Source organism: Candidatus Dormiibacterota bacterium (assembly GCA_036495095.1).
In the GTDB taxonomy this organism is placed as follows: domain Bacteria; phylum Chloroflexota; class Dormibacteria; order Aeolococcales; family Aeolococcaceae; genus CF-96.
In genome coordinates this window covers 1-11,424 of record DASXNK010000056.1, presented here as the reverse complement: position 1 = coordinate 11,424, position 11,424 = coordinate 1, and the positions used below count along the sequence as shown (strand labels likewise).

Sequence of the window (11,424 nt, the reverse complement as noted above, 5' to 3'; positions counted from 1 at the left end):
GTGAGCAGCACACCGACGATGGGCGTCGCCACCGCGGTGGTCGCGGCGAGGACCAGCAGCAGCAGCAGTGACATCGCGCGGGTGGGCACGCCCCGCGCCTCCGCCACCTCCTCGTCGAGCGACGAGAGCAGGAGCGGGCGGAAGGCGACGGCGACGAGGAGGACGATCAGCGCCGCCGCCACCTCGACGACGCCGACCTCGGCGGAGCTGATGCCGAGCACGTCGCCGACCAGGACGGGCTGGGCCTGACTGGCTCGCGAGAGCGACAGGAACAGCAGCCCGAGCCCCAGCGTGCCGGTGAGCACGATGCCGACCACCACGTCGCGCCCGCGGGGACGCCGGGCGAGGGCCCCGATCAGCAGCGCGCCGGCGCCATCGACGGCGAGCAGGCCCACCAGCGGGTCGACGCCCGCGACCCTGGCCCCGGTGGCCCCCGCGAACCCCATCAGCGAGAGCGAGTGACCCGCGAAGCTCAGGCCTCGCAGCACCACGAAGTACCCGACCACGCCGCCGACGATCGCGGTGGCGGTGCCCGCGAGATACGCGCTGCGCATGAACTGGTAGAGGAACAGCTGGTTCAGGTCGTCCACCGGGTTCCACGAGAAGGGGGCGTTGGTGAGGGTGTCGGCGAGCGATCGCATCCTCAGCTGTCCGCGGCCGCGGCGGGGCGCCCCGCCGCCCGCAGCCGGGCGGGCACCACGCCGGCGGTGAGCAGCCGGGTGGCGAGGTAGGTGAGCGTCGACAGCGAGGTGATGAAGAAGCTCGCCGGGTAGGGCTGCCAGAAGGCGAGGGCGAGGCCGGTCCAGGTGACCCCGAGCCCGATCGCGACCGAGAGCAGCACCCAGACCACCGGCCGGGTGGTGAGCCGCTGCGCGGTCGCCCCTGGGGCGATGAGCAGGGCCACGGCGAGCAGCGCGCCGATCACCTGGGTGGCGGCGGTGACGGCGACCGCGAGGACCAGCAGGAAGGCGGTCGCGACCGCGCGCACCGGCACCCCGCGCGCCTCCGCGAGCTCCTCGTCGAGCGAGGCGAACAGCAGCGGCCGGAAGATCGCCACCAGCGCCGCGAGGGCGATCAGCGCCCCCACCGCGACCACCACGACGTCGCGCGGGCTGAGCGCGAGGATGGAGCCGAAGAGCAGCGCGTAGGTCTCGTTCGAGGAGCCGCGGTAGAGGCGGAGGAAGAGCAGCCCCAGCCCCAGGGTCAGGACCAGGATCATCCCGATGACGACGTCGCGGCCGCGCAGCCGCTGCTCCAGGGCGGCGAGGGCGGCCGCCATCAGGGCGGTGAGGCCGAGCAGTCCCACCACCGGGCTGAGGCCGACGACCACCGCCCCGGAGGCGCCGGCGAAACCGACGTGGGTGAGGGTGTCGGTGGCGAAGGAGAGGCCACGCAGCACCACGAAGCAGCCGACCGCCCCGCACAGCACCGCGGCGATGCCGCCGGCGAGCAGCGCGTGGCGCATGAAGTCGTAATGGACCAGCTGCTGCCAGTCGTCGACCACGTTCCAGCTGAAGTGCGACCGGGTCACGCTCAGTGGTGGTGGGAGTCGCAGTCGTCGAGGCCGACCACCACGATGCGGCCGCGACTGTCCCGAATCACCTCGACCGGGTAGTCGTAGAGGGCGCTCAGGGTCTCGGTCGTGATCACCTCGTCGGGACGCCCCGACACCATGGCGCCGCCGGCCACGTAGACGACGCGGTCGAGGAACGACACCAGCGGATTGACGTCGTGCGCGACCAGGACGACGGTGATCCCGCGCTCCCGGGCGAGCCCGGCCACCAGGGCGGTGATCACCCCCTGGCTGCGGATGTCGAGGCTGGCGAGCGGCTCGTCGAGGAGCAGCAGGCGGGGCTCGGTCACCAGCGCCTGGGCGAGGAGCAGGCGCTGCTGCTCGCCGCCGCTGAGGCGGCCGACGGGACGGCCGGCGTACCCGGTCGCGCCCACCGCCTCGAGGGCGGACTCGACGAGCGCGCGCTTGCGCCGCGCGGATGCGGAGGACAGCGGGATCCCCCAGCGGTTCCCGTCCACGCCCAGCGCGACCAGGTCGCGGCCGCGCACGGTGAGGTCGGAGTCGAGGGTGCGGCGCTGGGGCACGTACCCGACCGCGTGGCGGCCCCGGCGCGGGGGCCCGCCGAGCACCTCGACGGTGCCCTCGCTCAGCGGGTGGAGGCCGAGCAGGACCCGGAGCAGGGTGGTCTTGCCCGCGCCGTTGGGTCCCAGCACCACGGTGAACTCGCCGGGCTGCACCTCGAGGTCGGCGTGCCGCCAGATGAAGCGGCGCCCGTGGGCGACCCCGGCGTCACTCAGCCGGATCGCGGCCGACCCGGCGGGCTGCCTCGACATCCCCGAGGTCGGGGGGCGGTCGGCGAGGGCCGGGGCTGCGGCCGCCCTGTCCGTCACCTCGCCAGGGCTTTGGCGTTGAGCGCGTTGTAGAGGGCGTTGAGCTGACCCAGCTGCCATTCCTGGAAGGTGGCGTCCGGGGGCTGCAGCGTCTCGCTGACGGCGACCACCGGGATGCCCTGCTGGACCGCCATCTGCTTGATCGTGCTGGTCACGTCCGTCGACGTCTGCACGTTGTAGACCAGGGCGGTCGCCTGTTTCGTCGTGATCGCCTGCTGGAAGGCGGCCACCGAGTCGGCGGGCGGGTCGTTGCCCTCGGCCACCGCCTTCATGAACTCCGGCGGGCTGACCAGGACCAGGCTCGTCGCCGCGGCCATGTACTCGAAGATGGTCTCCGTGGCCGCCACCTTCTGACCGGTGAACCTGGCCCTGATCGCCGCGATGCGGTTCAGGTACGGGCCGAGCGCGGCGGTGAAGGCGGACCGCTGGGCGGCGTAGTGGTCACTGTCGGCGGAGTCGATCGACCTGAGGTCCGCGGAGATCCGGTCGGCCACCCTCACGACGTAGTCCGGGCTGTACCAGAAGTGCGGGTTGTCGCCCTCCTTCTTGCCCAGCAGGCCGGCAACGGTGAAGACCTTCCGCCTGCTGTTCGGATTGGCGGACAGCAGCTTGTCGGCCCAGGAGTCGTAGCCGGCGCCGTTGAGGATCACGTAGTCGGCGTTGGCGAACGCACGTGCAGTCGCGGGGTCGGACTGGTAGTCGTGAGGATCGGCATTGGGGTCGGTGACCACGCTCTTCACGGTCACCTGCGAGCCGCCCAGCTGGGTGGCGACGCTGCCCCAGAAGTTCTCCCCAGCGACCACGTTGAGGTGCCTGCCCGACGGCTGCGAACCCGTCGACGTGCTGCTCGCGGCGCTTCCGCATGCCGACATCGTCAGCGCGAGCAGTGCGATGACGCCGACGACCACCCCCCGGTGGTCACGCCTCCGGCGGTGTGCCTCGGTGACCATGAGCGCTGATTCTAGCGAGAACGGTTCCTGTTCGCAACCGAAGCCGAGCGCGGCCGGGACCGATGAGTTCCGGCCTCGGCGCCGGTCTGAGCTCGTGGAGGACAGCCCCAGGAGGCGGTGGTGACCGATCAGGACAGCTGGCAGGCGACGGCCATGGTCATCTGCGGGCGGATCCGGCCCGGTGACGTGCGCGGCCTGTGCAGGCGGCTGCTGCGGACGCTGCCGGCCCTCGGCGCCGGTGACGTCGTCTGCGACGTGGGCGGCGTCGTCGAGGCCGACGCGGTCACGGTCGACGCCCTCGCGCGCCTCCAGCTCACCGCGCGGCGGCGCGGGCGCCGGGTCCGGCTCCGCAATGCGTCGGGCCCGCTGCGGGAGCTGCTCGACCTGGTCGGCCTCGGTGAGGTCGTGCCGCTCTGCCGGGACTCAGGGGTCCAGCCGGGGTGGCAGGCCGAAGCGCGGGAAGATGGTCGCGGTGTCGAGGAACGCGTTGAGGCCGACGATCTCGCCCCCTGAGATCTCGAGGACCTGGAGCGCCCAGGGCTCGTGACCCCCTCCGGGCTCGGCGGGGTGGTACTGGCCGAAGGCGGGCATCCCGTTCGCGGCGGTCGGGACCAGTCGCGACCCGCGGCATCCGGCTCCGGTCCCCAGGTGCCAGCGGCCGATGTCGACCCGGCCCCGGAGCCAGAGCGCGTACGGCGGCATCGACATGGTGGCGTCCTCGTGGAGCAGCGAGGTGAGCGACTCGATGTCGTAGCGCTCGAAGGCGTCGACGTACCGGGCGAGGAGCGAGCGCTCCGCCTCGCCGGCGGGCACCGACGGCTCCCCCACGGTGACGCCGGCGGCCACCGTCGAGCGCGCCCGCTGCAGCGCGCTGTTGACCGACGCGACGGTGGTGTCGAGCAGCTCGGCGACCTCGGTCGCCCGCCACTGCAGCACCTCCCGCAGGATGAGCACCGCGCGCTGACGCGGCGGGAGGTGCTGCAGCGCGGCCACGAAGGCGAGACGGACGCTGTCGCGCAGGACCACCACCTCGGCGGGGTCGCCACCGGTGGGGAGGACGCGACCGTCGGGGATCGGCTGGATCCAGGTCGCCTCGGAGTGCGGGGCGCCGAGGGCGGCGTCGGCGGTCACCGCCGCTCCGAGATCCATGGGGCGGGCGCGGCGCTCCCTCCCGTTCAGCATGTCGACGCAGACGTTGGTCGCGATCCGATAGAGCCACGACCGCAGCGTCGCCCGGCCCTCGAAGCGATCGAGGCTGCGCCAGGCCCGGACCATCGTCTCCTGGACGGCGTCCTCGGCGTCGGAGGCCGAGCCCAGCATCCGGTATGCGTACCCGGTCAGCTCGACCCGATGCGGCTCCAGCCGGCGCTCGAGGTCCGCCGCGTGATCCGCAGCCGCCGGATCAGTCATTCGGATCGTTCCTCCCCGTCCTCGGCGTCCCCCAGGACCCTGCTCCGAAGGGGGTCCATGATAGGGACACCGCCGCATCCGAGGGCCCCGGCGCGCGGGGCCCTCGCGGCTGCGGGGAGGCCTACGACCGGCCCTTGATGACCCCGATCATGTGGCCCTCGGGATCGTTGAGGAGCCCGATCTCGATCCCCTCCATGATCGTCTCCGGCCCCATCAGGCGGGTGCCTCCGAGGCTCACCGCGGTGGTGAGCGCCGCCTCCACGTCGGGGACCTCGACGTAGACGGTGACGTGGCCGCCACCCATGCCCTCGGGCAGGGCCCCGATCCCGCCGCCGATGCCGATGCCCTCGGCGCTCTGGTTGGCGGCGCGGTCGACCATCCCATAGTTCATCGGGTTCTCGGCGTCGATGCTCCAGTCGAAGAGGCCGGAGTAGAACGACCGCAGCCTGGCGGCATCGCTGCCCATGATCTCGAAGTGCACGACCGGTCGGCCCAAGGTGGTATCTCCTGGTCACGCCGGTCACCCGGCGCCTGGTGGACGGATGCCCATGAGACCGCGGGCGGGGCCGAAAGTCATCGGTCACGGGCGGCCCGGGCGTGGGCTGACCGCATGGTAGGAGGAGGACGCATGGCCAAGCCGAAGCCGCCGAAGGTGACCTGGGCGGCGGAGCCGCTGGCGCACGACTATCCGGCGGCGGCAGCCTATCTCGGCCTGCTCCTGCCGCCGGCGGCGGTGCCGGCCGTCGTGGACGCATTTCGCGGGTCTCCGACGACGCATCACCGCGCCAACGACCTGCTCCGCGCCAGCGGGCTGCCGCTCCTCCCCGTCGACGACCCCGAGGTGGTCAACGACACCAGGAAGATGAAGAGCGGGGAGGCCCTCGCCCCGGTGCTGCTGGTGCGCGGAGAGCTCTCCGCCGGCCGCGCGCTGACCATCGCCGACGGCTATCACCGGATCTGCGCCAGCTATCACGTGGACGAGGACGCCGACATCCCCGGCCGGCTGGTGGAGCTGCCCGGGTGACGGTTTCGCGAGAACGCAATCCCTCGTCAACCAGGAGATGGTGGTGCGCCTGGGGGCGGTGACCGGGGTCGGCCACGTGCCGCTGGCCGCGGCGGCGCTCGGTCAAGGCGATCCAGCTGGTGCTCGGTCACTGAGGAAGTCCCACGATGACCAACCTCGAGTTGGGGCTGCGCACCTGCTGCTCGGCGCCGCCTGTATGCGCCGGTGACGCCCACACACCCTCGTGTTGTACCTATCGGTCCACTTCTACTGGACTGGATGGTACAGTCAGGAGATGGGAGACCTCCCGCTCACCCCTCGGGGTCGCGCCTCCCGCGACCGCATCCTCGCGGTCGCGGCCGGGCTGATGGCCCGCAACGGCGTGGCCGCCACCAGCATCGAGGAGGTGCTGGCGGCTGCGGGAGCCGGCAAGAGCCAGCTCTATCACTACTTCGGTGACCGGCTCGGGCTGGTCGACGCGGTGATCCGGTTCCAGGTCGGATCCGTCCTCGAGACCCACCGCCGGGAGCTCGCCGGGATCGCCGACTGGGACGGGATCCGCCGCTGGTTCGACCTCATCGTCACCATCCAGGAGGGCAGGCGGTGCGCGGGCGGCTGCCCCCTCGGAACCCTGGGGGCCGAGCTCGCCGACACCGACATGGAGGCTCGACGGATCATCGACGCGGGCTTCGGCTCGTGGGAGGGCGCCATCGGCGACACCATCGAGAGGCTGGCCGGCGCCGGCCTCATCGCCGCCGGCGCCGACGTCGGGGCGCTGCGGATCGCGACCCTGTCCGCCATCCAGGGAGGTCTGCTCCTCTCCAAGACCGCACGGAGCGTCGCGCCCCTTCGGATCGCGCTCGACATGGCCCTGGAGCACCTCCGGAGGGCCGCGCCCCCGCCGGCGCCGGTGACCGCGCATGGCTGACCGGGCGCTGCGGGTCGCCGTGCTCGGCGCCGGTCGATGAGCCCGACGACGGTCTATGGCATCCTCGCCCTCACCTTCATGATGGCCATGTACGCATGGGAGGACCGGGGGCCGCGATACGTCCTCGGCTTCGCGGCCGGCTGCGCGCTGTCCAGCGTCTACGGCTTCGCCGGCGGCACCTGGCCGTTCGGCGTCGTCGAGGGGGTCTGGGCGCTGGTCGCGGTGCGCCGGTTCCTGACCGATCCCCGCCGGGTCACGCCCGAATCATCCGCCACGCCTCCGGCCGCGTAGTGCTCAGGGAACCCGAGCACGTCACAACAACCGGAGGAGCCACATGCCCCAGGCCGACGACTTCACCACCTATCGCCCCTGCCGGCTGCTCACCGCGGCCCGGGTCGGCACCTTCAAGCGCACCGCCGTCCGCAAGGGTGACGTGACCACCGGGAGGCTGGTCTCGAAGATGCCATACGCCCCGGTGGTGTCGGTGCGGCCCACCGTCGGCGGCAGGGGTGAGGCGGTGGTGCCGGTGTGGGCCGTGGAGTGGCTCGAGGGGGCCTGAATACCCTACAACTCGGGGATGCGCATTCCTCTTCGCCGCATCCCCCAGCTGTACCGCGTCCATCTCGAGGAGCCGCGACGGGAGCTGCTGTTCCTGTCCGGGGTGTCCTTCTTCATCACCTTCATGATCACCCGGGGCATCACCCGGCTGATGTACCACGGCCTCGGCCCGATCAAGAGCGTGAAGGTCCAGGGCCTCCACGTCCACCATCAGGTCTTCGGGATCCTCATGCTCGTCGGCAGCGGCCACGCCTGGCTCCACCTCGCCAGCTGGAAGCGGCGGGACGACCGCCGGCTGCTGCGGCTGACGACGCTCGTGTACGGGGTGGGCTCGGCCCTGACCCTCGACGAGATCGCGCTGTGGCTGAACATGGAGGACGTGTACTGGGAGAGCCCGGGACGCGAGATCATCGACGCCGCGATCATCGTGACCTCGCTGGCGTCGATCGGGGCGTGGGGCGCTCCGTTCTTCGCGGCGGTCGCGCGCGAGGCGCGGCACGGCGCCCCCTGACCGGCCTTCAGCGCCTCGCCTTCAACGTCGTCGACGAGGCGGTGCTGCTGCTCGACAGCGACGCGGAGCCGTGGTCGATCCACCTGGAGCTGCGGGTGGCGGGAGCCCTCGACGAGGGCCGGCTGCGCGCCGCGGTCGCGGCGGCGCTGGCTCGTCACCCGATGGGCCGCGCCCGGCGGGCGACCTCCCGGCTCTGGGACCGCGGCTACCACTGGGAGGTCACCGGCACCCTCGACCTGGACCCGGTGCGGGTGGTCGACTGCGCCGACGACGCCGGCCTGGGGCGGGAACGGGACGCGGCCCAGAGCCTCGGCGTCCCCCTCGTCGAATCGCCCCCACTGCGGGTGCGGCTGATCCACCACCCCGGCGGCGACGTGCTGATGCTGAACGTCCATCACGCCGCCACCGACGGCTTCGGCGCCCTGCGCATCCTGCGCTCGATCGCGCGCGCCTACGCCGGCGAGCCCGACCCGGTGCCGGACCTCGACCTCGCGTCGGCGCGGAACCTGCAGGCCGGGCTCGGCGCCGGCCACGCGGCCCACCGCTGGCGACGGGTGTACACCCTGCTCCGCAAGGCGCGGGACCTGGTCGCCGCGCCCGCCCGGGTGGCTCCCGACCAGGGGAGCGACCGGCCCGGGTACGGCCTGCACACCATCAAGCTGTCCACAGCGCAGACCGATGCCCTGCTCGGTGTCCGGCACCGGGGGACGTTCAACGACCTGCTCCTCGCCGGCCTCCACCTCGCCATCGCCGGCTGGAACGAGGAGCACGGGACCGGCTGCGGGCGCATCGGCGTCATGCTCCCGGTCAACCTCCGGCCACCCGGGTGGCGCGACGAGGTGGTGAGCAACTTCTCGCTGATGGCGACGATCTCGACCAGCCGGCGCGACCGGGCCGGCGGCGCCCTCGGAGCGGTCACCGAGCAGACCGGGCACATGAAGCGGTTCGGCACCGGGGCGGCGCTGATCGAGGTGCTGGCGCTGTCGCCGCGGGTGCCGCTGTGGATGAAGCAGGCCACCACCCCCCTGCTCTGGCTCACCGGGAACCGCCTCGTCGACACCGCGATGCTGTCCAACCTCGGCCGCATCGACGAGATGCCGTCGTTCGGACCGGACGCGGGCAGCACCGTCGAGCTCCTCTTCTCGCCGCCCTGCCGGATGCCCCTGGGGGTGGCGGTGGGCGCGGTCACCGCCGAGGGGCGGCTGCACCTCGTCTTCCGCTACCGGCATCCGCTGCTGAGCGCCGGCGCCGCCCGCCGCTTCGCCGACCGCTACGTCGCGGCGCTCGCCTCCCTCTGACCCGATCGCGGACCCGTGTTCACGCCAAATGGCGTGCTATCCTCGCCCCCGGATCGGGGGTCACAACCCGATCTGCGATGGGTCCCGCCCGTGGCCGCCCGGTCTGATGGGCCCTACCAGCCATATCTGGTAGGAGTGCGCCCGTGAGCTGCTGCCCGCTCCATCTGAGCTTCCTCGACAGCCTGAACACGACCTACGGCATCGCCGCGCTGTGGGTCGGCATGGCGTTCCTGGCGAGCGTCGTCTCGCTGCGCATCGGGCTGTCGGTCGCGCTCGTCGAGATCCTCGCCGGCGTGGTCGGGGGCAACCTGCTCGGCATGACGCCGACGGACTGGATCACCTTCCTCGCCGGGGTCGGCAGCATCCTGCTGACCTTCCTCGCCGGGACCGAGATCGACCCCGCCTCGCTGCGCCGCTTCCTCGCGCCCAGCCTGGTGATCGGCGCCGTCGGCTTCGCCTTCCCCTTCGCCGCCGCCTGGGCGTTCGCGCTGCACGTCCTCCACTGGCAGTTCCACGCCAGCCAGATCGCGGGGATCGCCCTCTCCACCACCTCGGTCGCGGTGGTCTACGCGGTGATGATGGAGACCGGGCTCAACCGCACCGACCTGGGGAAGCTGGTCCTCACCGCCTGCTTCGTCTGCGACATCGGCACGGTGGGCGCGCTGGGCATCGTGTTCGCCAACTACAACTCGCTGCTGATCGCCTTCGGCATCGCCACCGCGCTCGCGCTGGTGCTGCTGCCCCGCAGCCTGCGCTTCGTCATCCGGGTCCTGGGCCACGCGATGAGCGAGCCCGACGTCAAGTTCGTGTTCCTGCTCCTCTTCGGGCTCGGGGCGCTGGCCACCGCGGCGCGGTCGGAGGCGGTGCTCCCCGCGTACCTCCTCGGCCTGGTCGCGGCGGGCACGTTCCAGGCCGAGCCCGAGCTCGCCGGCCGGGTCCGCGGCATCGCCTTCTCCTTCCTCACGCCGTTCTTCTTCCTCAAGGCGGGGACCCTGATCGTCCTCCAGGCGGTGATCGCCGGCCTGGGCTCGATCGCGCTCCTGTTCGGCGTCAAGGTGGGCGCGAAGGTCGCCGGCGTGTACCCGGCGACGGTCGGGTTCCGGCTCCACCGGCGGGAGGGCTGGTACACGACGATGATGATGTCGACCGGCCTCACCTTCGGCTCGATCTCGGCGCTGTTCGGGCTCACCCACGGGTACATCGACCGCGCCCAGTACTCGATCCTGGTCACGACCGTCGTGCTCACCGCGCTGGTGCCCACCTTCATCGCCCAGACGGCGTTCCGGCCGCGCACCACCGAGCTGCGCCACGGCCGCGACTGAGCCACTGCCCCCGGCCAGAGAACGTCGCCACCCTCCACCCCTATATACTTATACTCACATTGTCATATAACAGGGTGGAGTGAATCGTATGACCGAGTCGAACACCTGCCCGCGCTGCTGGAAGGGCCACCCGGCCGGGGAGCGGTGCCGCCACGCGGCCGCCAGCGCCCTCGACGCCCATCGCCCCACCCCCTCCCAGGTCCAGCACGCCGCGGACGCCGCGGAGAGCCTCGCGCTCGTCCGCTTCCACCTCAGCCGAAGCCGTTAGGAGGCCATCCATGTCCCCGAATCCCGATGCGATCGCCCTGCTCAAGGCCGACCACGACAAGGTCAAGGAGATGTTCGAGAAGTACGGCACCCTCGGAGACCGGGCGATCGCCGGCAAGCAGGAGCTCGCCGGACGGATCTGCCGGGAGCTGACCGTCCATGCCTGGATCGAGGAGCAGGTCTTCTATCCGCGAGTCCGCGAGGCCGGCCGCAAGATCGAGGACGAGGTCCTCGAGGGCCTGGAGGAGCACCACCTCATCAAGCACGCGGTGACCGAGCTCGAGCCCCTCACCGCCGACAACGAGCGCTACGACGCCAAGGTCGAGGTGCTGAAGGAGCTGGTCGAGCACCACGTCGACGAGGAGGAGGCGGACATGTTCCCGCGCGTCCGCAGGGCCCTCGACGCCGGGGAGCTCGAGGAGCTCGGCGCCGCGATGGAGGCCGCCCGCGCCACCGCGCCGACCCGCATCGATCCCGACGCCCCCGACGAGCCCACCGCGGCGACGGCGGGAGGCCGGGGAGCCGCGGGCTCGCCGAGGTAGCCCCACCGGAGCACCGCAGCCTGGACGAGGAAGCGGGCGAGCAGGCCATTCCTGCTCGCCCGCTCCGGTACTGAGCCGGGGCTCAGGCGGTTACAGCTCCTGGATGCCGAAGGTCGGCGAGTGACGCTGCTGGACGACCTTGCCGCCGCCGATGTACTGGTGCACACCGCAGGGCAGGCAGGGATCGAAGCTGCGCACCGCGCGCATGATGTCGATGCCCTTGAACTGGTCG

16 protein-coding genes are annotated in these 11,424 nt (G+C 72.0%); 10 read left to right on the top strand and 6 right to left on the bottom strand.

Translation table 11 applies throughout. From position 1 onward, the window contains the following. From VGL20_05760 to VGL20_05745, 4 genes are all read right to left on the bottom strand, one after another. On the bottom strand, nucleotides 1-641 hold a 641-nt coding region (locus VGL20_05760; protein ID HEY2703178.1), incomplete at its 3' end, for a metal ABC transporter permease. A gap of 2 nt (nucleotides 642-643) precedes the next feature. Next, on the bottom strand, nucleotides 644-1,531 hold the full coding sequence (locus VGL20_05755) for a metal ABC transporter permease (GenBank protein HEY2703177.1): 888 nt from the start codon (nucleotides 1,529-1,531) through the stop codon (nucleotides 644-646). 2 nt (nucleotides 1,532-1,533) lie between these two features. Then, nucleotides 1,534-2,403 carry an ABC transporter ATP-binding protein gene (locus VGL20_05750; GenBank protein ID HEY2703176.1) on the bottom strand — a complete coding sequence of 290 codons (870 nt, stop codon included), beginning with the start codon at nucleotides 2,401-2,403 and terminating at the stop codon, nucleotides 1,534-1,536. Next, on the bottom strand, nucleotides 2,400-3,353 hold the full coding sequence (locus VGL20_05745; protein HEY2703175.1) for a zinc ABC transporter substrate-binding protein: 954 nt from the start codon (nucleotides 3,351-3,353) through the stop codon (nucleotides 2,400-2,402). Before VGL20_05745 ends, VGL20_05750 begins: the two co-directional genes overlap by 4 nt. A gap of 120 nt (nucleotides 3,354-3,473) precedes the next feature. Here VGL20_05745 and VGL20_05740 point away from each other — a divergent pair, with 120 nt between their 5' ends. Further along, nucleotides 3,474-3,866 (top strand): STAS domain-containing protein, encoded by a 393-nt coding sequence (locus VGL20_05740; GenBank protein ID HEY2703174.1) that lies wholly within the window; start codon nucleotides 3,474-3,476, stop codon nucleotides 3,864-3,866. Here the strand turns inward: VGL20_05740 and VGL20_05735 are convergent. Continuing rightward, on the bottom strand, nucleotides 3,777-4,763 hold the full coding sequence (locus tag VGL20_05735) for a sigma-70 family RNA polymerase sigma factor (protein HEY2703173.1): 987 nt from the start codon (nucleotides 4,761-4,763) through the stop codon (nucleotides 3,777-3,779). The genes VGL20_05740 and VGL20_05735 overlap by 90 nt on opposite strands. A 121-nt stretch (nucleotides 4,764-4,884) precedes the next feature. Continuing rightward, nucleotides 4,885-5,259 (bottom strand): VOC family protein, encoded by a 375-nt coding sequence (locus tag VGL20_05730; GenBank protein HEY2703172.1) that lies wholly within the window; start codon nucleotides 5,257-5,259, stop codon nucleotides 4,885-4,887. 132 nt (nucleotides 5,260-5,391) lie between these two features. Here VGL20_05730 and VGL20_05725 point away from each other — a divergent pair, with 132 nt between their 5' ends. The 9 genes from VGL20_05725 (at nucleotide 5,392) to VGL20_05685 (ending at nucleotide 11,192) form a co-directional block, all read left to right on the top strand. Beyond that, nucleotides 5,392-5,787, top strand: a complete 396-nt coding sequence (locus VGL20_05725; protein ID HEY2703171.1) for a hypothetical protein — start codon at nucleotides 5,392-5,394, stop codon at nucleotides 5,785-5,787. Nucleotides 5,788-6,061: 274 nt separating this feature from the next. After that, nucleotides 6,062-6,694: a TetR/AcrR family transcriptional regulator gene (locus VGL20_05720; protein HEY2703170.1), complete on the top strand. Its 633-nt coding sequence runs from the start codon at nucleotides 6,062-6,064 to the stop codon at nucleotides 6,692-6,694. A 36-nt stretch (nucleotides 6,695-6,730) separates the two neighbouring features. Next, a complete protein-coding gene (locus VGL20_05715; protein ID HEY2703169.1) occupies nucleotides 6,731-6,985 on the top strand; it encodes a hypothetical protein in 255 nt (84 codons plus the stop codon). 43 nt (nucleotides 6,986-7,028) lie between these two features. Next, the gene (locus tag VGL20_05710; GenBank protein HEY2703168.1) at nucleotides 7,029-7,253 is read left to right on the top strand and encodes a hypothetical protein; all 225 of its coding nucleotides are present in this window, start codon (nucleotides 7,029-7,031) and stop codon (nucleotides 7,251-7,253) included. An 18-nt stretch (nucleotides 7,254-7,271) separates the two neighbouring features. After that, nucleotides 7,272-7,763: a hypothetical protein gene (locus VGL20_05705; GenBank protein HEY2703167.1), complete on the top strand. Its 492-nt coding sequence runs from the start codon at nucleotides 7,272-7,274 to the stop codon at nucleotides 7,761-7,763. Beyond that, nucleotides 7,706-9,061, top strand: coding sequence for a hypothetical protein (locus tag VGL20_05700; GenBank protein ID HEY2703166.1), 1,356 nt, complete (start codon nucleotides 7,706-7,708; stop codon nucleotides 9,059-9,061). Before VGL20_05705 ends, VGL20_05700 begins: the two co-directional genes overlap by 58 nt. Nucleotides 9,062-9,204: 143 nt before the next feature. Then, a complete protein-coding gene (locus VGL20_05695) occupies nucleotides 9,205-10,383 on the top strand; it encodes a cation:proton antiporter (GenBank protein HEY2703165.1) in 1,179 nt (392 codons plus the stop codon). Between the two features lie 88 nt (nucleotides 10,384-10,471). Next, a complete protein-coding gene (locus tag VGL20_05690; GenBank protein ID HEY2703164.1) occupies nucleotides 10,472-10,651 on the top strand; it encodes a hypothetical protein in 180 nt (59 codons plus the stop codon). 10 nt (nucleotides 10,652-10,661) lie between these two features. After that, nucleotides 10,662-11,192, top strand: coding sequence for a hemerythrin domain-containing protein (locus VGL20_05685; protein ID HEY2703163.1), 531 nt, complete (start codon nucleotides 10,662-10,664; stop codon nucleotides 11,190-11,192). Nucleotides 11,193-11,424 lie beyond the last annotated feature (232 nt).